We start from the raw sequence: 20942 nt of genomic DNA, 5'->3' as shown, positions 1-20942 counted from the left end.
ACGGAGGCGCATGTGCCGCCTGCCGGCCTGTGTCCTCATGGTGCGAATGTGCTCAGGACGGGCGCGGGGCGCGGCGGTCCTTGCGCTGGGCGAGCTCTTCCTCGTCCACCAGGGTGAGCATCGGCTTGTCGGGATCGCACAGCATGGTGACGGTGAACCGCAGCGGGACGTCGTCGCGGTGGTTGCCGTCCTGGTAGTGGATGACGTCGCCGCCGGGCTCCCAGAAGGCCTCCCCGGCGCGGACGACCCGCTCCGGCTCGCCCTCGATCTCCAGCAGCATCTCGCCTTCCAGCACGAAGCCGAACGCGGGCCCGGTGTGCCGGTGCGGCGGCGTGCCGGGGTCGCCGGGCGGGTACTCGATCACCACGGTCATGGCGTGCGCGCCCGCCGGGATGAACGGCGGCTCGGCCTCCTGCACCATGGTCAGCGCCGTCTGCCACGCGGTCGATCGCTGCTTCGGGGCGTCAGACATGGGAACTACCTCTCGTGAACTATGGGCATCAGGGCTACTTGCCGGTCGTGTTCCGGGCGGCCCAGTCGCGGTAGTGGATCGTGCCGAGGGTCGCGTCGTCACCCAGCGGCACCAGCGACCGCTCGGTGAGCTCGCTGCCGAAGTAGGTCGCGTGCGGATCGGTGACCACCTCGCGCTGGTCGCCCAGGTCGGCCAGCGCCTGGCGGAAGAACTCGTCCATCCGGAACTGGTCGGGCCCGGCGATCTCGATCCTGCCGTTCAGCGGCTCGCCCACCGCGGTCCGGCCGACCGCCTGCGCGACGTCGTCGCCCGCGATGGGCTGGAAGAGCACCGGCGCCATGTGCACCTTGCCGTCCTTCGTCCCCGAATCGGCGATGGCCCGGACGAACTCGTAGAACTGGGTGGCGTGCACCAGCGAGAACGGGATCGACGACTTCTCGATGAGCCCCTCCTGGGCGATCTTCGCCCTGAAGTAGCCGTTCTCGGGCATCCGCTCCGTGCCCACGATCGACAGCGCCACGTGGTGCCCGACACCGGCCGCCTTCTCCGCGGCGAGCAGGTTGCCCGTGGAGGTCTGGAAGAACTCCATCACCGCCGCGGGCTCGAACGACGGCGAGTTCGACACGTCGATCACCACTTGCGCGCCCTCCAGCACCTCGGCCAGCCCTTCACCGGTGAGGGTGTTCACACCGGTGTTCGGCGACGCGGCCACCGCTTCGTGACCGTGCTCGCCCAGCTTCGTCACCAGCTTCGACCCGATCAGGCCGGTGCCGCCGATAACCACGATCTTCATGGGACATCCTTTCTGTCCGCCGGGGACAGCTTTGCCCTCCGGTCGTCAGCTAAGACAGGGCAGCCGCCGGGCTTGTGACAGCTGCCGCGAAAATCTTTCTTGGTGCCTGATCAAGCCATCGACGATGCTCGGGCGCGGGCCTATCGATGGACCTGGACGATCGCGACCGGGCAGGTGGCGTGGTGCAGGACGGCCTGGCTGACCGAGCCGTGCACCAGCGCGCTGAGCTCGCGCCGGTGGTGCGAGCCGACCACGAGCAGGGACGCCGCCGACGCGGCGTGCATCAGCGCCTTGCCCGGGTGGCCGGTGAGGGACTTCTGGACGGTCGTGACCGAGGGGAAGAGCTCCTGCCACTTGGTCAGGGTCTCCTCGGGCAGGACCGTGGGGCTCGGGTCGGCCGACCCGTCCGGGCCGACGTGCGCCAGCACCAGGTCGTTCCCCGTCCGGGCGGCGTGCGCGAACGCGAAGGGGAGCAGCGCCTCGCTCTCGCCGTGCCCGGCGATCCCGGCCACGACGGGGCCGCGGGGCGTGGCGGGCTCGCGTACGACGACGACGGGGCAGTGGGCCACGACGCCGAGCCGGGCGCCGACCGAGCTGAGCAGCAGCCCGCCGACCTCGCCGAGCCCGCGGCTGCCCACGACCAGGAGTCCTGCCTGGTGGGAACGGCGCAGCAGCGCGCTGAGTGGATCGCCTTCCGGCATGTCCGTGGTCACCTCGATGCCGGGCGCGACCGCGCGCGCCCGGTCCAGCGCCGTGGCCACGACGCGTTCGGCTGCGTGCCGGAGGCCGCCCTCGGGCGGCGCGCCCGGCGCCGGGCCCAGGGGCGCCTTCAGGAGGGGCCAGATGAAGGCGTGCACGATCTCCAGCGGCCGCCCGCGGCGTTCCGCCTCGGCGGCGGCCCACTCCACGGCACGCAGGCTCGCCTCGGAGTCATCCACGCCCACGACAACAGAGCTCATCCTTGTGGTCCTTTCACGGGTTATGGGGGAGTTACTCGACGAGCTTTCCGGCGGATGAGACCTCGCGCATGAGCGCCGCGATCTCGGCCGGAATCGGCGGGATGCTTTCCTTCTCCACCGATCCGGGGCCGGACCACACGAAGTTGACCTGCAGCGCGGGGTCGAGCTCGGGGTGGTCGGAGCGGTTGTGGCAACCGCGGGTCTCGCGCCGCTCACGAGCGGTCTCGATCGTCGCGCGGGCGGCGAGCGCCGCGGACTTCAGGTCGAAGGCGTGCGCCAGGTCCTGGAAGCCGGCGATGTCCGGGTGCACGCCGACGTTCTCGATGCGCGCCTCCACCGCGGCGAGCTCGGCGAGGCCCTTCAGCAGGCCGCTCTCGTCGCGCACCACGCCGGCGTGCTCCGTCATGATGTCGCGCAGGGCCCGCTGCAGCGCCCGTACGTTCTCGGGGCCGTCGGCGGCGAGGAGCTCGTCCACCTCCGCCCGCGCCGCGTCGAGCGCCTCGGCCGAGCGGCGCTGGGCTTCCAGGCCCGCGGAGTGCTCGGCCGCCGCCTGGCCGACGATGCGGCCGAAGACGAGCAGCTCGATGAGCGAGTTGCCGCCGAGGCGGTTGGCGCCGTGCAGGCCGCTGGCCGCCTCGCCGATCGCGTACAGGCCGTCGACGCCCGTGCCGTGGTCCTCGGGCCGCACCCAGACGCCGCCCATCGAGTAGTGCGCGGTCGGCGCGATCTCGATCGGCTGCTTGGTGATGTCGAGCATCTGCAGCTCAAGGAGTGTCTGGTAGACGCGGGGCAGCCGTGTCATGATCGTCTGCCGCGGCAGGTGCGACACATCCAGCCACACGCCGCCGTCCGGGGTCCCCCGGCCCTCCTTGATCTCGGTGTACGCGGCCAGCGCCACGCGGTCCCGCGTCGACAGCTCCATCCGCTCCGGGTCGTACCGGGACATGAACCGCTCGCCGAGCTGGTTGCGCAGGATCCCGCCCTCGCCCCGGGCCGCTTCGGAGACGAGGGTGCCGGCCGCGTTCTCGGGCGAGATGAGCCCGGAGGGATGGAACTGCACCAGCTCGGGGTCGCGGATGCGGCAGCCGGCGAGGACGGCGAGGCGGAAGGAGTCGCCGGTGTTCTCGTCCCTGCGGGAGGAGGTACGCCGCCAGATCCGGGTGTGCCCGCCGGCGGCCAGGATCACCGCGTCGGCATGGATGACGTAGCGGGTGCCGTCGGTCAGGTCGAATCCGTACGCGCCGAAGACCGCGTTGTCCCGGACGAGGAGGCGCGTGATGTACACGGTGTCGAGAATGGGGACGTCGAGCTGCGCCGCCCGGTTGATCAGCGTGCGCTGGATCTCCAGCCCCGTGTAGTCCCCGGCGTACGCGGTGCGCCGGTAGGTGTGGGCGCCGAAGAACCGCTGCGAGATGCGCCCGTCCTCCTCCCGGGCGAACGGCATGCCCCAGCGCTCCAGATCCTCGATGCCCCGCGCCGCGCCCTCGGCGACGATGCGCACCGTCTCCGGGTTGGCGAGCAGATAGCTCTCCTTGAGGGTGTCGGCCGCGTGCTGCTGCCAGCTGTCCTCCGGGTCCATCGTGGCGAGCGCCGCGTTGATGCCGCCCGCCGCGAGCGAGGTGTGCGCGTCCGCCTTCGGCCGCTTGCCCACCGCGAGGACGCCGACCCCGCGCTCGGCGAGCTCGATGGCGGCCCGCAGCCCGGCCCCTCCCGTGCCGATGACCAGGACGGATGTGGCGACCTGTCTCTCGGGTCGCCGTCCTGGCCGGCCCTCTGGCCGTATTTCTCGCGACTGCATGGTGCCCCTCCGGTCTGTCACAAGAACGTGTCCCGGAAGGACGACAGGACAGAAGCCGGATTTGTGACAGGCCGGACCGGTGCGCGGGTAATTTTTCCGCTAGCGGCGCTGGTCCCCGATGACCGACAGCAGGCGCAGCTTGTCGTAGCTCTCGCTGCCCGACGGCGCGGTGTAGACGACGAGGCTCTGGGACTGATCGGGGTCGACCAGCGTCTGGCAGTGCAGTTCGAGCAGGCCGAGCTCCGGGTGCCGGATGCGCTTCTGCGGGCAGTAGAGGCGGCTGACCGGGTGCTCGCCCCACAGCTCGGCGAACTCGGCGCTCTCGGCCAGCAGCGCGTTCACGATCGCCGCCGTGCGCGGGTCCGTGCGGTCGCGGGTGTGGAGGTCGTGCAGGTTCGCCGCCATCAGCCTGCTGTGCGCCGGGTGGTCGTCCTCAGGATGCATCGCCCGCGCGCCGGGATCGGTGAACCACCGGTAGTGCGGGTTGCGGGCCATCCCGGTGCGTACGGTCTCGTCGCCGATCAGCGCCTTCGACAGCCGGGTCTGCTTCAGCGTCTCGCCGAGGTAGTTCACGACCTGGGCGGCGGCGTCCTCGAGGCCGTCGAAGATGCGCATCATGCCGGGGTTGATGTGGTCGGCCCGCAGGGTCCGCTGCGGGGTGGCGTATCCCGCCAGGCGGAACAGGTGATCGCGTTCCTCCAGCGACAGGCGCAGCCCACCGGCGATGGAGGCGAGCATCTGCTCCGACGGGTGCGGCCCGCGCCGCTGCTCCAGCCGGCTGTAGTAGTCGACCGACATGTCGGACAGCACGGCGACCTCCTCGCGCCGCAGCCCGCCCGTACGCCGCCGCCCGCCACGGGGCAACCCCACGTCCTCCGGTTGCAACGCCTCCCGGCGGCTGCGCAGGAACTCGGCGAGTCGGGCCCGGTCCACGATGGTCGACCTCCTCTTGATACGTCCGCCTCCATGAACACTTCCCGGCCGGAAATGTTTCCTTGGCGTGCCGAGTATCGGGCCGCCGCCCTCCCGTATCCATGCTCTGCCGATCCCTGGACAGGCAGAACGGGGACCGCGCCCGGCCGGATCCCCGGATCGGCAGGACATTCCTCCGGCCCCGCCCCGCTGCCACGGTCGTCTCATGAGCACAACCACAGTCAAGACAGCTACCCACTGGATCGGCGGCCGGAGCGTCCCCGGATCCACCCAGATGATCGACGTGGTGAACCCGGCGACCGGCGCCGTCGTCGCCCAGGTGCCGGAGGGCACCACCGCCGACGTGGACCGCGCCGTCGCCGCGGCGCGGGCGGCCTTCCCCGGCTGGGCCGCCACCGACCCGGCCGTACGCGCGCAGGTTGTCGGCCGCATCGCCGACGGGCTGCGCGGCCGGAACGAGGAGATCGCCACCACGATCACCGGCGAGATGGGCGCCCCCATCACGCTGTCCCGTGCCGCGCAGGCGGGCTTCCCGGTCGCGGTGGCGGCGTCCTTCGCCGCGCTCGCCCCCGATTTCGCCTGGTCCGAGCGCATCGGCAGCTCGCTGGTGGTGCGCGAGCCGATCGGGGTCGTCGGCGCCATCACGCCGTGGAACTTCCCGCTCCAGCAGATCGTCTCGAAGCTGGCACCCGCCCTGCTGGCGGGCAACACCATGGTGTTCAAGCCGTCGGAGATCGCGCCGCTCACGGCGGCGATCCTGGCCGAGGTCGCGGCCGAGGCGGGGCTGCCCGCCGGGGTGTTCAACGTCGTCCATGGCACCGGCCCGACCGTCGGCGCGGCCATCTCGGCACATCCGGGCATCGACATGGTGTCGTTCACCGGCTCCACCCGCGCGGGCCGGCTGATCGCCGCCGCGGCCGCCGAGACCGTCAAGCGGGTCACGCTGGAGCTCGGCGGCAAGTCGGCCAACGTCATCCTCGACGACGCGGACTTCCCCGAGGCGGTCACCCGCGGCGTGGCCATGACCTACACCAACGGCGGGCAGGTCTGCGGCGCGTGGCCGCGGATGCTGGTGCCCGCGTCGCGGCAGGAGGAGGCGATCGAGTTGGCCGTGGCCGCCGCGAAGGGCTACGTCGTCGGCGATCCGATGGACGAGGCCACCCTCATCGGGCCGATGGCCTCCGAGCAGCACCGGCGGCGGGTCGAGGGCTACATCGAGCGCGGCGTCGCCGACGGCGCGAGGCTCGTCCTCGGCGGCCCGGGCAGGCCCGCCGGGCTGGACGGGGGCGCGTACGTACGGCCGACGATCTTCGCCGACGTCGCCCCGGACGCGGTCATCGCCCAGGAGGAGATCTTCGGGCCCGTCCTGACGATCATCCCCTACCACGGCGACGACCAGGCCGTGGAGATCGCCAACAGCACGATGTACGGGCTCACCGGCGCCGTCTTCGGCAGCCCCGACCGCGCGATGGCGATCGCCCGCCGGCTCCGCACGGGTCAGGTGGACGTCAACGGCGGCGAATGGAACGTCCTGGCGCCGTTCGGCGGATACAAGCAGTCGGGCAACGGCCGCGAGTTCGGCCGGCAGGGCCTCGAAGAGTATCTTGAGACCAAGTCGATCCAGGGCTGAGCTCCTGACGGGGGAAACCTTCCCGGACTGTTACCCGCCGCTGGCCTGTCCCCGCTGCTCAAGGGGTAGGCGCAGGGCGGGGGCGATGAACTGTGACGGATACCGTACCGACCGGCGAGCCCGGCGGGCCTGAAGATCTCGAACAGGCCGCGGCGGTGTTCAACGGCGTGCGGCCGCGCCTGTTCGGCATCGCCTACCGGATGCTGGGCAGCGCGGCCGAGGCCGAGGACCTGGTGCAGGACGTCTGGCTGCGCTGGCAGTCGTACGACCGCTCCACGGTGGACAGCCCGGCCGGGTTCCTGGCGACGGTGACCACGCGGCTGGCCATCAACGCCGCCCAGTCCGCCCGCGTGCGCCGCGAGACCTACATCGGGCCCTGGCTGCCCGAGCCCGTCGACACGGGCGCGGACCCCTACCTCGGCGCCGAGCGCGGCGAGGCCCTGGAGGTCGCGGTGCTGATGCTCCTGGAGCGGCTCTCGCCCACCGAACGGGCGGCGTACGTGCTGCGGGAGGCGTTCGACTACCCCTACCAGCGGATCGCCGAGATCGTCCGGCTCAACGAGACGGCGGTCCGCCAGCTGGTCAGCAGGGCCCGCAAGCGGGTGCTCGCCGGGCGCCGCCGGCCCGTGACCACGGACGAGCAGCGCAGGCTGCTGGCGGCCTTCGTCGCCGCCGCCCGCTCCGGCGACCTGACCGCGCTGGAGGAGCTCTTCACCGCGGACGTGGTCAGCTACTCCGACGGCGGCGGCGCCGTACGCGGCGCGGCACGCTTCCCCGTGGTGGGGGCGACGCGGCTGGCGAAGGTCATCAAGGCGTTCTCCGGCCGGTTCTGGGACGGCGTCGACGTGGGCTGGGGGAGCACGAACGGCCGGCCCTCCGCGCTGCTGAGCCGGGACGGGCAGCTGTTCGCCGTCATCACGGTCAACGCCTCGGACCAGGGCATCGACCAGGTGTTGTGGATGCTGAACCCGGCCAAGCTCGCCGCGGTGTCCCTGCCGAACGGGCCGTTACCGCCGCAGTCGCGCTCGTGACGGCGACCAGCAGGACGCAGAAGGCTGTGCTCGCGGCGACCACGGCGGCCACGCCGATCCGGGGCGCCGCGAGCGGCAGCAGGCGGATGGCGATGACGCGGCCCGCGGCCGCCGCGGAACGGATGACGGGCTCCCTGACGAAGGCCGCGACGGCGCGAACCACGTGACGTTCTTCCACGCCGCCAGATCGCCAGACACCCGGCCGCGACCACGAAGGCGCGGCCGAACAGCAGCTCGCGAGGTTGGCTCGAACCGCGGGGCAGCCCATCGATGGCCCGCGCGACCATCCGGCCCCCGTGGTGGCAGGGTCTCGCTCCTGTCACTGCGCGTTGTCGTCGATCTGTGACACCGGCCACTGAATCCAGGAGCTGTCACAGACACCGAGAGTGACCTGTCTCAGCTGGTAGCCGAGACGACAACGGGATGCACCGACCGATGACCTGCGGCGATATCTCCGGTGCGAACGCGAGCGGAAGGAAGTCGTGTTGTGACGGCAAACGTCATGCCCCTGTACGACGGCGAGGCCCCACGCCCGACCGGTGACGGAGGGGCAGCGCCGGCGATCAGAGCGGCCTGCGACAAGGTGCGCGATCTGAAACGCGAGTTGCGCAAGAAACAGCGGTTCGCCTCCGACGCCGCGCACGAGCTGCGCACGGCGATCGCGGGGCTGCGCGCGGAGCTGGAGGAGGCGAGCCTGTATCCCGACGAGACCGACCTCGGCGACCTCCTCACCCGCGCGCTGCGAGACGTCGACCGGCTGAGCATGATCATCACCGATCTGCGGATCCTCGCCGAGATGGAGTCGGGCCCGCCCGTCCGGCCGCAGCACGTCGACCTGGCCGAGCTGGTGCGCGGCGAGATCGCCCGCAGATCCGACCGCATCGAGGTCCAGCTCCGGCTGGAGCCCGGCATGACCGTCCAGGTCGTCCCGATCCGGATCGGCCGGGTGCTCACCAACCTGCTGGACAACGCCCAGCGGCACTGCCGTCATCTGGTCGAGGTCCGGCTGTGCCGGGACGACGGCCACGCCGTGCTGACGGTGGCCGACGACGGGGAGGGCATCGCCGAATGCGAACGGGAGCGGATCTTTCATCGCTTCACCCGGCTGAAGGCCGCCCGCCACCTCGACGGGAACGGCACCGGCCTGGGACTGGCGATCGCCCGCGACATCGCCCGGGCGCACTTCGGCACTCTGCACGTCGGAGAGTCCGAGGCGGGTGGCGCGAGCTTCGTGCTGCGCCTGCCCCTCGCCCGTTCAGCCGCTCCGGCCGGCCCGCGTACGGACCGGCGCCTGCACGAGGCGATGGACCCGTGAGCGCGGGTGAGCGGGCGATGGAGCCGGAGCTCCACACGTGCGCCCAAGAGCTGAAAGCGGCGCGGACGTTCGCCGAGCAGCTGATGGATCGGCGGCGCCAGTTCACCGCCGACGCCTCGCACGAGCTGCGAACCCCACTCGCCGCGCTACGCGTGCAGGTGGAGGAGGCGCGGCTGCACCCGGACGAGATCGATCTGCCCGTACTGCTGCACCACGTGGCCGACGACCTCGACCGCCTGGAGAACATCGTCAACGACCTGCACCTGCTGGTCACCCTGGAGGACGACCTCGGCAGAAGCCTGGCGGAGGTGAACCTGACCACGCTGGCCGAGACGGCGGCGGCCCGGTGGGCCGGGGCCCACGACGTACGGCTCGATCTCGAACCCGCGGTGATGGTGGAGGCCGCCTCCTGGCAGATCACCCGGCTGCTCGACAACCTGCTGGACAACGCCCGGCGCCACGCCACGCACAGGCTGGAGGTTAGCCTGCGCCGCGCGGGTGATCATGCCGAGCTGGCAGTGTCCGACGACGGGCAGGGGGTCCCGCAGGCCGACCGCGAACGTGTCTTCCAGTGCTTCGCCCGCCTGGACACCGCCCGCAGCCGCGACCGCGGCGGCACCGGCCTGGGCCTGTCCATCGCCCGCGGCATCGCCTCGGCCCACCGCGGCACCCTGCACGTCGAGGAGACGCCCGGTGGCGGCGCGCGCTTCGTGCTCCGCATCCCGCTCACCCGTTGATCGGGTGCTCCCGCCATCAGGCGGGCTGCGGGCCGTCCTTCAGGCTCACCTGGTGGCCGACGTCCTCGTCCTCGGCCGCGGCCAGCACCGCCTGCAGCAGCCCGGGGAAGCGGACCTGCAGATCCTGCGCGCGCAGGGTCACGAAGCAGCGGGTGCCCTCCTGGCGCGTACGGGTCAGCCCGGCATCGCGCAGGACCCGCAGGTGGTGGCTGAGCGTCGACTTGGCGACCGGCGCCCGCAGCTCGCCCCACCCGCGTTCGCGACCGTCGGCCAGCACCCGCACCAGGCCGACCCGGATCGGATCGCTGAGCGCGCCCATCACCTCGGTCAGCCCGATATCGCCAACTTCAGGGTGATGCGCCTGTCTCATCCCATCATGGTAGCTTGTTCGATGTTTCACGAATATCGAACAAGCGCCGCGAACAGAGGAGTGTGACGTGACCGTCCAGCCCAACGGCCATCTGAAAGGCCAGGTCGCGATCGTGACCGGAGCCGGCTCCGGCATCGGCCGGGCCACCGCCATCGCCCTCGCCCGCGCCGGAGCGCGCGTGCTCGGCGTGGGACGCCGGGCCGAAGCCCTGAACGAGACCGCCGCCCGGCAGCCCGGCATCGAGCCCATGCCCGCCGACATCACCGCCGGGGGCGTCCCGCAGGCCGTCGTCGAGGCGGCCACCGACCGCTGGGGCCGCCTGGACGTCCTGGTCAACAACGCCGGCGCCACCGCCGTCATGTCGCTGGCCGACACCGACGCCGACCGCATCGCCGGCCTGCTGGCGCTCAACGTCACCGCGCCCAGCCTGCTCGCGCACGCGGCGCTGCCGCACCTGCGGGCCGGCCGCGGCACGATCATCAACATCTCCAGCACCTACGGCCACCGCCCGCTGCCCGGCGCCGCCCACTACGCCGCCACGAAGGCCGCCGTGGAGCAGCTGACCCGCAGCTGGGCGCTGGAGCTGGCCGGCGACGGCATCCGGGTCAACGCCGTGGCGCCCGGCCCCACCGAGAGCGAGGCGCTCACCGCCGCCGGCCTGTCCGACACGGTCGTCGAGCAGATCAAGCAGGACGAGGCCGCCCGCATCCCGCTCGGCCGCCGGGGCACCCCCGAGGAGGTGGCCACCTGGATCGTGCACCTCGCCGACCCCGCCGCCACCTGGATCACCGGGCAGGTCCTCACCATCGACGGGGGCCTGGAACTCGCCCCGTGAGCGAGGTTTGAACGCCGGAGCGGGGCGCCGGAAGGGGTGCTGGGCCGTCACATAAGCTGACACGTGGGGATTCGGGGGGAGGGGTCGCATGCTGCCTGAAGTGCACGGATGGTTGCGACGCCGTACTTCGTCCGCAAGTGACTGGCCGCTCCGGGATCTGGTGGCCGCCAAGGGAGACACCACGGTCAGCGTGGTCCTCCCGGCCCGCGACGAGCGGGAGACCGTGGGGGAGATCGTCGGTATCATCCGGCGGGAGCTGGCCGGGCTCGTCGACGAGCTCGTGGTCATCGACTCGCGCTCCACCGACGACACCGCGCTGGTGGCCGCGCGTGCCGGGGCCAGGGTGCACGCGCAGGACGAGATCCTGCCGCAGCTCAAGCCGCTCGACGGGAAGGGCGAGGCGCTGTGGAAGTCGCTGGCCGTCACGTCGGGGGACGTGCTGGTGTTCGCCGACGCCGATATCCGGAATTTTCGTGCTTCTCTGATACTTGGGGTGCTTGGGCCGCTTTTGGCTGACCCAACCGTGGTGTACGCCAAAGGGTGCTATGACCGTCCGCTCCACGACACCCCCAACGGCGGGGGCCGCGTCACCGAGCTGGTCGCCCGCCCCCTGATCAACCTGCACTGGCCCGAGCTGGCCGGTTTCGTGCAGCCGCTGGCGGGGGAGTACGCCGGGCGCCGCTCCGCCCTCGAACGCGTACCGTTCCTGACCGGTTACGCCGTGGAGCTGGGCCTGCTGATCGACCTGCTGGAGCTGGCCGGGCTGGACGGGTTCGCGCAGGTGGACCTGGGTTCGCGCGAGCACGCGCCGCAGTCCGTCGAGGCGCTCGGGGCGATGGCCTCGCAGATCATGCTCGCCGCGTGGTCGCGGCTGGAACGCCAGGGCAAGATCGAGGCCCACCACACGCCGTCCGCGCGGCTGGCTCAGTTCCGGCGGGTGGAGGGCGGCCACGAGGCGCTGACGAGGGACGTCGGCATCGGCGAGCGCCCGCCGATGCTCACCGTCGACACCTGAGAGGCGCCATCCGAGAAGCGGCCTGGGGACGTTCCTAAGGAGCCACTACGGGGGTGTTACCTGAGGGCGGCCGTCATGCACGGGGTGTTACTTGAGGGCGGCCGTCACGCGCGGGGTGTTACTTGAGGGCGGCCGCCACGAAGGCGGCGATCTGGTCGCGCAGGCCCTCGTGGTCGTCGGCCGCCTCGCCCAGGATAATCCGCCCGAGCTGCGGCATCATCGACGGGAACAGCGCCAGCCCCGTCAGCGTGAACAACATGCGCGCCGTCGCGGCCGACGGCTCCTCCCCGCGCCCCGCCGCCAGCGAGGCCGTCTTCCGCCCGCAGCGCGCCACCCGGATCTCCTGGCCGGGCAGCAGGTCCTGCCCCCGGTAGTTGAGCGCCTCCCACATCAGCAGCCGCACCAGGTCGGGGTGCGAGCGGTAGTAGTCGGTCAGCTTGGCCACGTAGTCCACGGGGTCGGCCCCCGGCAGCGCGATCTGCCGGGTCACGTCGTCGAGCGCCTCCTCGATGACCGCGTCGAACAGCTTCTCCTTGCTGCCGAAGTGGCCGTAGATGCGCTCCTTATTGACGCCGGCGCGCTCGGCGATGCGGTCCACGCGGGCGCCCGCCACTCCGTACGCGGCGAACTCGTCCCGCGCGGCTGCCAGCAGGGCGGCCCGGGTGGCGGCGGTCGAGACCTTGGGTGCCATACGGCCCATCCTAGCCACCAACCGGTTGGTTGCAAACCAACCATCCAGTTGACATCCAACTAGTTGGTTGGCTACCGTCCCCGCACATGGCACTAACCATTCCGCGCACCCCGCCCCTACAGCCTCCGGCCCAGCCGGCCGCCCCTGTCGCACCGTTCGGGCGCACGCTGACCGCCTTCACCCTCACCGCCGTCCTGGTCAGCGGCCAGCTCTACGTGGTGATCCCGCTCCTGCACGACATGGCCGCCGCCTGGGGCACGCCGGCCGACAGCCTGACCTGGCTGGTGACCGCTTTCGGCATCGGGTACGGAGTCGGCTTCCTGGTGTTCGGCCCCCTTTCGGACCGCTACGGCCGCCGCAGACTGCTGATGATCGGATTGCCGCTGGCCGCACTCACGACGGCATCGGTCGCGTTGAGCCCCTCTCCTGAGGTGGCGCTCATGTTGCGGGGCGTGCAGGGTGTGGCGGTGGCGATGTTCCCGCCCGCGGGCATGGCGTACCTGGGCGAGCGGCTGGAGCCGCGCCGCCGCGTGGTCGCGATCGCGGCGGTGACCGGCGCGTTCCTCGCCTCGGCCGTGCTGCTGCAGGTCGCCGCCCAGCTCCTGGTGGACGTGACCGGCTGGCGCGGGATGTTCGTGCTGTCGGCGGCCGGGTTCGTGGTGACGGGGCTGGGCGTGCGCGCCGTCATGCTGCCCGACCTGCCGCGCGAGGGCGCCGGATCCGCCCTGTCGGCCTACCGCCCGCTGCCCGGCCTCCTGCTCCACCGCGTCCTCGGCCTCCGCTACCTGGCCACGATCATGCTGATGACCGGCTTCGTGGCCGTGTACACCGGGCTGCAGATCTACGGCGTCAGCTCCCCCTCCGAGCTGCTCGCCCTGCGCGCGGCCGGGCTGCCGTCGATCGTGCTGGTGCCCCTCCTGATGCCCTGGCTGGCCCGGATCCCCACGACGACCAGGACGGTGGTGTTCCTGGCGGCCGGCGCCCTCGCGCTCGCGGCCGTCGGCGTCACCGGCACCACCGTGCTGGTGCTCCTGCTCGCCCTCTACGTCGCCGCCATCACCGGCGGGCTGCCCAGCATGAACGAGTCCATCTCCGCCGGCGCCGGCCGGGCGCGCGGGACGGCGCTGGCGCTGTTCTCCTTCGCGCTCGCCGTCGGTGGCAGCGTCGGCCCGCAGGTGGCCGCCGCGTTCGGGGGCTTCACCCCGCTCATGTACGGCCTGGCGATCGGCATGACCGCGGCCGCCCTGGCCGTCCTCGCCTCGGCCCGGCTGCACGCGAGGTCGGCCGCGGCGAACTAGGCCACCGACCGTGAAGACGGGGGCCGCCGCGCGCGGGCCACGGAGCAACGACAGATCCATTGCCCACAGGTCGACCGGCGATCGAGCTTCACCCGCACCCGATTGAAGGCTGCCGGGCATTCCTGGCGACGCTACCGGCCGGTAGGGTGTTACCACCGGTAACGCATGGGACGGTTCGAGGAGTGCAGCACATGACGGGGTTCTGTCCGGAGCTCAGCGGCGACGTGGCCGAGGTACGCGACTGGGTGCGCGCGTTCGCCCGCGACGTGATCCGCCCGGCGGGCGCCGAATGGGACGAGCGCGAGGAGACCCCCTGGCCGGTCATCCAGGAGGCGGCCAAGATCGGGCTGTACTCGCTCGACTTCTTCGCCACCCAGTGGTTCGAGGAGAGCGGGCTGGCGCTGCCGGTGGCGTTCGAGGAGATCTTCTGGGGCGACGCGGGCATCGGCCTGTCCATCACCGGCACCGGCCTGGCCGCCGCCGCCCTGGCCGCGAACGGCACCCCCGAGCAGATGGGGGAGTGGCTGCCGCAGATGTTCGGCACGGAGAACGACGTCAAGCTGGGCGCGTTCTGCGCCTCCGAACCGGACGCCGGCTCCGACATCGGCGCCATCCGCACCCGGGCCGTCCAGGACGGGGACGACTGGGTGCTCAACGGCGTCAAGACGTGGGTGACGAACGGCGGCATCGCGAACGTGCACGTGGTCGTGGCCTCGGTCGACCCGTCGCTCGGCACCAGGGGCCAGGCGTCCTTCGTCATCCCGCCCGGCACGCCCGGGCTGTCGATGGGGCAGAAGTTCCGCAAGCACGGCATCCGCGCCTCCCACACGGCCGAGGTGATCCTGCAGGACGTCCGCGTACCGGGCTCGTGCCTGCTCGGGGGCAAGGAGAAGCTGGAGGCCCGGCTGGCGCGCGTACGCAAGGGGGAGCGGGCGGGGGAGCAGGCGGCGATGCGCACGTTCGAGACCACCCGCCCGTCGGTGGCCGCGATGGCGGTCGGCATCGCGCGGGCCGGCTTCGAGTACGCCAGGGACTACGCCCGCGAACGCGAGCAGTTCGGCCGCCGGATCGGCGAGAACCAGGCCATCGCCTTCCTGCTCGCCGAGATGGCCACCCGCGTGGACGTGGCCCGGCTGCTGACGTGGCGGGCCGCGTGGATGGCCCGCAACGGCAGGCAGTTCGAGCAGGCCGAGGGGTCGATGTCGAAGCTGGTGGCGGGGGAGACGGCGGTGTGGGTGACGGAGCAGGCGATCCAGATCCTGGGCGGCGCGGGATACACCAGGGAGCACCCGGTGGAGCGCTTCCACCGGGACAGCAAGATCTACACGATCTTCGAGGGCACGTCGGAGATCCAGCGGCTGATCATCGGCCGCGCGGTCACCGGCCTGCCGGTCCGCTGAACAACTTCGCACGTGGGTCGCCGGAACTGCCGATCGATGGCGTCGCGGACTCGGTCATGTGACGAGGGCAGCCTGTGCGCATAGACGCGGAGCGTAAGCGCCGGATCCGTGCGTCCCAGGTACTCGGACAAGTCCTTGATTGTCACGCCACCTGCCAGAGTGACGCCGGCGAAGTAGTGGCGAAGCTGGTGCGTGCCCTGCTGCCGGTTGTCGAGGTACTGACGCCGCCCTCGTGAGTCCCTGGTCGGCTCGGGTAGGACCCCGGCCGCGACGAGCGCAGGCTTCCAGGCGGTCAAGTCGTAGTTCCGGTGCCGAATGTGCAAGTCGTCGGTGGCCCACCGGAGCAGCAGGCTGTGAGTACGCGGCTTCCCCGTGGGTCTCTCCCGGGGCAGCGTGTACGGCGGCGGCTCGTGGGCCCGAGGGTGTCCACCACAACGTGCCGCTTCTGCCCGTTGAGCTTCTTGCCCGCGTCGTACCCGCAGGCCGTCGCGCCGACCATCTCGGCCGCCCGGACCGTCTGGGAGTCGACGCACCCCGGCCGTCGGCAGCTCGCGGCGCCCGGCCAGCAGGCGCAACCGACCGCGCAGCGTCCCGGCCAGTCGTTCGGGCAGACCACGCCGCGACCGGCGCACGAAGAACGCATACACCGCCTCATGCGGCGGGAAGTCGACCGGCAGGGCCCGCCACTCGATCCCGTACCGGGACACGTAGCCGATCGCGTCCAGCACCGCGCGCAGGTCATGCACCATCGGCCGGCCCGCGACCGCGACCAGTTCGGCCATCACCGCCCGTGCCTCGCCCTCCAGCACCAACCACTCGGCATCGGCCAGATCGGAGGGATATGCCGGTTTCCGGCCGCGACATGCCCATCCCGGTGAGGCGCAACCGCTGGCGTTCACGGCCGCAGGCGTGTAGACGGACAACCACAGGCTCCTGGCCGGGACATGCCCGCCGAGTACGGGTCGTGGGGCCGGGCGTACGACCTGTTCCTCCGCCGGCAGCGCAACGGCACCTGGCAGCGCGTCTTCACCGAACTCCAGGCCCGGGCCGATGCCAAGGACCTGATCACCTGGGACCTCAGCGTCGGCTCCACCCTCTGCCGGGCTCACCAGCACGCCGCCGGAGCGAGGAAAAGGGGGACCTGCAGAAGGAGCCGCCCGGCGGTGTCGCAGTCGAGCCCGACGACCACGGCCTCGGGCGCTCGCGCGGCGGCCTGACCACCAAGCCGCACCTCGCCGTCGAGCAGGGGCAAAAGCCCATGTCCATCGTGATCACCGCCGGGCAGGGCGGGGACTCCCCGCAGTTCGAGGTTGTCCTGGGCCGCGTCAGGGTGCCCCGGCTGGGGTCCGGCAGACCGCGGCACCCGGCCGAGGCGGGTACGCGCTGATAAGGCGTACGCCTCCCGGAAGAACCGCGCCTACCTGCGCAGACGTGGCATTCGCTGCACCATCCCGGACAAGGCCGACCAGGCCCGCAACCGAAGGAAACGCGGCTCCCGCGGCGGCCGTCCGCCGAAGTTCGACCCGGACGACTACAAGGCTCGGTACGCGGGAGAGCGCGGCATCAATCGCCTCAAAAGGCACCGTTCCGTTGAACCGCTCGCCCAAGCTTGAGCGCTACGGCGTCTGACGGGGGATACCTGTCAACGCCGGTGATGTCAGGCAGACGTCAGGCAGAAGGGGTGGCCAGCCGGATCCAGGAGTACCCGCCAGCGTCCGTCGCCGGGCTGATGGTCCGGTTTGGCCGCGCCGAGTTCCAGGGCCAGCTCTTCCATCGCGTCGAGGTCGTCAGCGCGGAAATCCAGGTGGGACTGTTGTGGCACGTCCTGACCCGGCCACTGCGGAGCCCGGTATCCGTCAACCCTCTGGAACCCCAGATCACAGCCGGAGTCGTCCGTCAGAGCGACGAACTCGTCCGTACTGAAGAGTTCGCGCATCCCGGTCAGTGCACCGTAGAAGCCCGCCAGCGTCCGCGGGTCGGCACAGTCCAGAGTCACCCCTCGCAGTACAGCGCCTGGCACCATTCGCTCCTTCGCGTCCGCGCGTCTGTCTCCGTGAGCCGCCGCTGCACGCGATCACCGGCCACAGCCACACCGTACTCGCCACATCCACCGCTGAAGTAGCGGTTCACCCCTGCCTCCGAGCAACGGGTGGCTGTGACCGGCGCTTTCGACACACGACCTAGTCCTCCGGCGCCTCAGTCCTCCGGCGCAGGTAATGGAGGTAGGCCAGTTCGTCTGTGAAACCCAGCTTGATGCGACTGCGGTCCAGGAGTCGGCTCACCTCACCCTTGGTCACATTCAACCGCTGTGCGATCGCATCACGGCTGAGCCCTTGAGTGCGCAAATCCAAGACCACACGTTCGTGTGCTGTCAGGTCGGCCTCCGACATCAGGCGCAGCCCGCCCAGACGCTCCGCTTCTCGTGCGAGACGCCGTACCAGCGCCTCCCGCTGCTCAGGCTCCAGATCCTCGGCGCTGGCCTCCTGGACGAGCGCTCCCACGTGGTGTTCCTGCTCGATGGCGATCTGACCAAGATCTACTTGGCCTCCGGGATAACTGATGCTCTGCACCCGATCAATCAGTCGCTCGAACGCGAGCCGGTGCCGCCTGATCACGATGCGCGTCGCAAGTACGATCGCCACCGGCCACGCCACCGCGCCCAGGAGACCGGCGATTGCCTCGATCAGCTTTGCCCAGTCGGCCACGACGGCAGGCTACGCGCATAATCGCTACCCGGCCAGGCGTGATCTCAGCCAACACGCCGAGCCACAGAGCGCGCGTCATCTCCGCGAACCTGCTCATCGGGCTCGGTGGACCCAAGGGTTCCGACGACATTGCGTAGGGGGAACAGTCGATACGCCATGGCTTACGCAGCTTGCCAACGTGGCTCGAAAAACGGGCTTCCCGGTGACGGAGGTGGGCGGGTGACGGTCTCGGGGGCACGGGCCTCAGCCGTCCGTGGAAGGCGTGGTGTGCCACCACACCGCCGGATATCAACATGGCCGAGCCCGACCCCCACTCCGTCAACATGACCATGTTCCGGTCGCGCGTCGCCGCGCTGAAGGAAGACGTGCCCGAGGTGATCTCTCTGGGTGCCGGAGAGGATCAGGCGGTCCCAGCCGGCGGCGAGTTGGCGGTGCGCTGGCACACCGAGTACGCCGACGACCCGCCCGGCCACAACGTGAACGGAATCGCCGTCATGGCCAAGGCGAGCCGCTGGTGCCTCGTGGACGGCCTGGTCAAGATCCGTGGGATGAAGCCGGGCACGGAGATCGACGTGGCCCGGTCGCGGTACTCCCGCGACGGCAAGGAGTTCGAGGAGGACACCTGGCGGCTGTCCTTCGCGCCGACATCAACGGTCGTGTCGAGTCCAGTGTGGGCGGCCAGTTCGCGCTCAACACCAAGAACCAGCTCCGGCTCCGGACCATCAATCCGACCGACGCTGCGGCGGTCGTCGAGACGGTGTCGATGGCCAAGATCTCGATGTTCGACCGCTGATTGCGATTCCGCTTTCGACGAAGGAGGTACTCCCGTCAACCTGGAGAGCATGCAGTCGTTCGGCGGCCAGGGTGTCGTCCGATCGCCCGCCAAGCTCGGCGTCGTCCTCCCGGCGATCATCACGCGCACCTTCGAGGGTGCCGGGACCGCCGTGAACCTCCAGGTGTTCCCGGACGGCAACCACTCCTACTGGGCCACGTCGCGCTCGCAGGGCACCGATCACGGCCAGTGGTCGTGGCCGGCCCGCGCCTGATCTTCACCCTCTTCCCCAGAATACCCGCTGTGAGCGGGCTGTCCCGAAGGACGGGCTATGCACGCAGATCCTCAGGTCACCTACTCCAAGCCGCCCGTCGAGACCAAGGTCAAGGCGATGGGTCTGGTGTCGTACCTCGCGGGCGTCGCGGCATGGCGGTGCTGCAGGCGGTCGCGGACGACCCGTCGATGATCGCATTCCTGCCCCGACTGGGTCGAGGCGATCACGCTGCCGCTGGTGCCGACCGTGCTGGCGGCCGTGGCCGGTGTCAAAGCCAGCACACCCCACGGCCGGACCTCCCGGACGGCCAGCGATAGGTCTACTGATATACGAGTGCGCCCCGCCTCCTCCCTGTTGGGAGGAGCGGGGCGCTTTTTCGTGTTTGCGCAGTTAGTCCTGAGGCTCACGGACAAAGGAAGCGAGAACCGCAGGAACGGTCAGACGGCTCTCCACGTCGTGCACTGGTTGTTCGTTCCTGAAGGACGCCAGCAGAATCTGATATCGGTGGGGTTGGACCGTAGGGGGTGGACCCAGCACAAGCCGCTGCGCGTCGGCGCGTCATACCGGATGAGAGTGCCGCCGCTGTACCTCACCGTGCCCCAGACGTCGGAATCGGGGTAGCTGCCGAGGATCCTGCAGACGGTCAGCTCCGTGTGACCGGAGTTGATCTCCGCGAAGCCCCAACTGTTTCCCACCCTGACGGTGTGGGCTTGTGCGGGTGCGGCCATGGCTAGAGTCGTCGCTGCCGTAGCGATGGCCACTTGCCCAATCCGCATGATCTTCGTACGCATGGTCGTCTCCTTCTTTCGATCTAACAGTGCAGACTCGTGTCCGCTTCTGCTGACCCGAAAGGCGGGCTGACCAAAGTCTCGTCTCCGGCAATGGGCCGGACGAGGCCAGCAGCCGGACATTGTCCGGACATGTCACGGCCCGTTGCGGTAGTTCGCCCACTCATGCGCGGCGTCGGCCATACGCCCAGTCCATCGGGTGGACACCCTCGGCCGGAGCCTCTCGCGAGGCGGGCAGCGCGGGCACGACATTCTCGGCCTGGCGGAGCAAGGAGACTCGGCGCTGAAGAGAGCAATCGTTACTGCGAGTCCCGCTCTTGCTCCGAGATCGATGACTGCTCAATGGCGGGGTTGGTCAGCCATCTCGCTCTCAGCCGCGCCTCTTGGTTCACATGCCCACCTCCCACGATGAGGTGGGCGCGTCGGATGTTACGCAGATCTGCGCGATCTACGAGGGGACGTCGGAGATCCAACGGCTGATCATCGGCCGCGCCGTTACGGGGCTGCGGGTGCGCTGAGACTCGGCACGCCGGCGGCGGGTGGCGTGACCGCGGCACCAGCATCGCGGCCCGCCGCCCTGACTGGCCGCTCCCTAGCCGCTACCGGCGAGGTTGATGCCGGCGGTGACCTCGTCCAGTTCGGGGATGCTCATGGTGGTGCCGTAGAAGCCACTTCGCCACTGCACCGGGTTCGCGGGGCTCATGCCGAGTTCTCGGTTGGCCATGTCCCGGTCGACGCCGTAGGCGTAGCGGCTGTGAACGACCTTGCGGAGCCCGAGCTCACGGGTGACCAGCTCGAATTTCTGCAGTGCCAGATCGATCTCGGTGGCGATGCCGTCCTGCCAGCCCGCGTCGACTTGGACCGTGTCCCGCCCAGCGGACATGTGCAGCATGTGCCGGCTCCAGTCGATCTTGACGAAGAGTTCGACATGACAGGTGCCGTTCTGGTCCAGCCCGTAGATGGAGATCTCGCTGATCCAGCGTCGTTCCACCCCGCGCAGAAGATTGCGGATGTGAACCTGGTCATTAGAACAGCGGGCCAGAATGCGATGCACTTGGAGCTTGATGAGTTCGCCACGAGCGTAGGTCGCGGTGTATGTGGCGGTCCTGGCAATGGCCATACCTGT

The 20942-nt window shown here is 70.5% G+C and carries 25 protein-coding genes and 1 pseudogene; 15 read left to right on the top strand and 11 right to left on the bottom strand.

Annotated features, from left to right (window positions below; genetic code table 11):
- Positions 1-52: 52 nt before the first annotated feature.
- The 5 genes from ACTWPW_RS37430 to ACTWPW_RS37410 form a co-directional block, all read right to left on the bottom strand.
- On the bottom strand, positions 53-472 hold the full coding sequence (locus tag ACTWPW_RS37430) for a cupin domain-containing protein (protein ID WP_375108764.1): 420 nt from the start codon (positions 470-472) through the stop codon (positions 53-55).
- A 34-nt stretch (positions 473-506) separates the two neighbouring features.
- Positions 507-1265, bottom strand: a complete 759-nt coding sequence (locus ACTWPW_RS37425; protein ID WP_375108763.1) for an SDR family oxidoreductase — start codon at positions 1263-1265, stop codon at positions 507-509.
- A 140-nt stretch (positions 1266-1405) separates the two neighbouring features.
- Complete coding sequence (locus ACTWPW_RS37420; RefSeq protein ID WP_443171451.1) at positions 1406-2224, bottom strand: universal stress protein; 819 nt, start codon at positions 2222-2224, stop codon at positions 1406-1408.
- Between the two features lie 31 nt (positions 2225-2255).
- Entirely contained in the window at positions 2256-4022 is a 1767-nt protein-coding gene (locus ACTWPW_RS37415) for an L-aspartate oxidase (RefSeq protein ID WP_375108761.1), read from the bottom strand.
- 99 nt (positions 4023-4121) lie between these two features.
- A complete protein-coding gene (locus ACTWPW_RS37410; RefSeq protein WP_364123311.1) occupies positions 4122-4955 on the bottom strand; it encodes a helix-turn-helix transcriptional regulator in 834 nt (277 codons plus the stop codon).
- A gap of 205 nt (positions 4956-5160) precedes the next feature.
- Here ACTWPW_RS37410 and ACTWPW_RS37405 point away from each other — a divergent pair, with 205 nt between their 5' ends.
- The 5 genes from ACTWPW_RS37405 to ACTWPW_RS37385 all read left to right on the top strand — a co-directional run bounded on the left by ACTWPW_RS37405 (position 5161) and on the right by ACTWPW_RS37385 (position 9668).
- Positions 5161-6585 carry an aldehyde dehydrogenase family protein gene (locus tag ACTWPW_RS37405; RefSeq protein ID WP_443171450.1) on the top strand — a complete coding sequence of 475 codons (1425 nt, stop codon included), beginning with the start codon at positions 5161-5163 and terminating at the stop codon, positions 6583-6585.
- A 92-nt stretch (positions 6586-6677) separates the two neighbouring features.
- On the top strand, positions 6678-7616 hold the full coding sequence (locus ACTWPW_RS37400; protein ID WP_375108759.1) for an RNA polymerase sigma-70 factor: 939 nt from the start codon (positions 6678-6680) through the stop codon (positions 7614-7616).
- A complete protein-coding gene (locus tag ACTWPW_RS37395; protein WP_375108758.1) occupies positions 7613-7783 on the top strand; it encodes a hypothetical protein in 171 nt (56 codons plus the stop codon). The genes ACTWPW_RS37400 and ACTWPW_RS37395 overlap by 4 nt, the downstream gene beginning before the upstream one ends.
- Positions 7784-8103: 320 nt before the next feature.
- A complete protein-coding gene (locus ACTWPW_RS37390; protein WP_375108757.1) occupies positions 8104-8931 on the top strand; it encodes a sensor histidine kinase in 828 nt (275 codons plus the stop codon).
- Positions 8928-9668 (top strand): sensor histidine kinase, encoded by a 741-nt coding sequence (locus tag ACTWPW_RS37385; RefSeq protein ID WP_375108756.1) that lies wholly within the window; start codon positions 8928-8930, stop codon positions 9666-9668. The genes ACTWPW_RS37390 and ACTWPW_RS37385 overlap by 4 nt, the downstream gene beginning before the upstream one ends.
- 16 nt (positions 9669-9684) lie before the next feature.
- On the opposite strand, the gene ACTWPW_RS37380 is transcribed toward ACTWPW_RS37385, so the two are convergent.
- On the bottom strand, positions 9685-10038 hold the full coding sequence (locus tag ACTWPW_RS37380; protein WP_375108755.1) for an ArsR/SmtB family transcription factor: 354 nt from the start codon (positions 10036-10038) through the stop codon (positions 9685-9687).
- Between the two features lie 67 nt (positions 10039-10105).
- On the opposite strand from ACTWPW_RS37380, the gene ACTWPW_RS37375 reads away from it, so the two are divergent.
- Both ACTWPW_RS37375 and ACTWPW_RS37370 read left to right on the top strand, forming a co-directional pair.
- A complete protein-coding gene (locus ACTWPW_RS37375; RefSeq protein ID WP_443171449.1) occupies positions 10106-10873 on the top strand; it encodes an SDR family NAD(P)-dependent oxidoreductase in 768 nt (255 codons plus the stop codon).
- A gap of 88 nt (positions 10874-10961) precedes the next feature.
- On the top strand, positions 10962-11888 hold the full coding sequence (locus ACTWPW_RS37370; RefSeq protein ID WP_443171448.1) for a glucosyl-3-phosphoglycerate synthase: 927 nt from the start codon (positions 10962-10964) through the stop codon (positions 11886-11888).
- Between the two features lie 118 nt (positions 11889-12006).
- Here the strand turns inward: ACTWPW_RS37370 and ACTWPW_RS37365 are convergent, their stop codons facing one another.
- On the bottom strand, positions 12007-12579 hold the full coding sequence (locus tag ACTWPW_RS37365) for a TetR/AcrR family transcriptional regulator (protein ID WP_375108752.1): 573 nt from the start codon (positions 12577-12579) through the stop codon (positions 12007-12009).
- Positions 12580-12665: 86 nt separating this feature from the next.
- Here ACTWPW_RS37365 and ACTWPW_RS37360 point away from each other — a divergent pair, with 86 nt between their 5' ends.
- Positions 12666-13877, top strand: a complete 1212-nt coding sequence (locus tag ACTWPW_RS37360; protein WP_443171447.1) for an MFS transporter — start codon at positions 12666-12668, stop codon at positions 13875-13877.
- A gap of 191 nt (positions 13878-14068) precedes the next feature.
- Positions 14069-15277, top strand: coding sequence for an acyl-CoA dehydrogenase family protein (locus ACTWPW_RS37355; protein WP_443171446.1), 1209 nt, complete (start codon positions 14069-14071; stop codon positions 15275-15277).
- Here ACTWPW_RS37355 and ACTWPW_RS37350 read toward each other — a convergent pair.
- The gene (locus ACTWPW_RS37350; protein WP_443171445.1) at positions 15199-16200 is read right to left on the bottom strand and encodes a transposase; all 1002 of its coding nucleotides are present in this window, start codon (positions 16198-16200) and stop codon (positions 15199-15201) included. The genes ACTWPW_RS37355 and ACTWPW_RS37350 overlap by 79 nt on opposite strands.
- 21 nt (positions 16201-16221) lie before the next feature.
- Between ACTWPW_RS37350 and ACTWPW_RS37345 the strand changes: the two genes are divergently transcribed.
- Entirely contained in the window at positions 16222-16494 is a 273-nt protein-coding gene (locus ACTWPW_RS37345) for a hypothetical protein (protein WP_443171444.1), read from the top strand.
- Between the two features lie 41 nt (positions 16495-16535).
- Positions 16536-16664, top strand: coding sequence for a hypothetical protein (locus tag ACTWPW_RS37340; RefSeq protein ID WP_443171443.1), 129 nt, complete (start codon positions 16536-16538; stop codon positions 16662-16664).
- Between the two features lie 270 nt (positions 16665-16934).
- Here the strand turns inward: ACTWPW_RS37340 and ACTWPW_RS37335 are convergent, their stop codons facing one another.
- The gene (locus tag ACTWPW_RS37335) at positions 16935-17273 is read right to left on the bottom strand and encodes a VOC family protein (protein WP_443171442.1); all 339 of its coding nucleotides are present in this window, start codon (positions 17271-17273) and stop codon (positions 16935-16937) included.
- Between the two features lie 184 nt (positions 17274-17457).
- A complete protein-coding gene (locus tag ACTWPW_RS37330; RefSeq protein ID WP_443171441.1) occupies positions 17458-17982 on the bottom strand; it encodes a hypothetical protein in 525 nt (174 codons plus the stop codon).
- A gap of 670 nt (positions 17983-18652) precedes the next feature.
- Between ACTWPW_RS37330 and ACTWPW_RS37325 the strand changes: the two genes are divergently transcribed.
- The 4 genes and pseudogenes from ACTWPW_RS37325 to ACTWPW_RS37310 all read left to right on the top strand — a co-directional run.
- Positions 18653-18775, top strand: a complete 123-nt coding sequence (locus tag ACTWPW_RS37325) for a hypothetical protein (protein ID WP_443171440.1) — start codon at positions 18653-18655, stop codon at positions 18773-18775.
- Between the two features lie 49 nt (positions 18776-18824).
- On the top strand, positions 18825-19028 hold the full coding sequence (locus ACTWPW_RS37320) for a hypothetical protein (protein ID WP_443171439.1): 204 nt from the start codon (positions 18825-18827) through the stop codon (positions 19026-19028).
- 57 nt (positions 19029-19085) lie between these two features.
- Positions 19086-19220, top strand: coding sequence for a hypothetical protein (locus ACTWPW_RS37315; protein ID WP_375108744.1), 135 nt, complete (start codon positions 19086-19088; stop codon positions 19218-19220).
- Between the two features lie 998 nt (positions 19221-20218).
- Positions 20219-20334: pseudogene (locus tag ACTWPW_RS37310) on the top strand (acyl-CoA dehydrogenase family protein); the annotation flags it as partial.
- A gap of 74 nt (positions 20335-20408) precedes the next feature.
- Here the strand turns inward: ACTWPW_RS37310 and ACTWPW_RS37305 are convergent.
- Complete coding sequence (locus tag ACTWPW_RS37305) at positions 20409-20936, bottom strand: hypothetical protein (protein WP_443171438.1); 528 nt, start codon at positions 20934-20936, stop codon at positions 20409-20411.
- Positions 20937-20942: the final 6 nt, after the last annotated feature.

It is taken from the genome of Nonomuraea sp. KM90 (genome assembly GCF_052246675.1).
Lineage (GTDB): Bacteria > Actinomycetota > Actinomycetes > Streptosporangiales > Streptosporangiaceae > Nonomuraea.
Note: the sequence above shows the minus strand (reverse complement) of the source record. Positions and strands in the feature narration are given on the sequence as shown.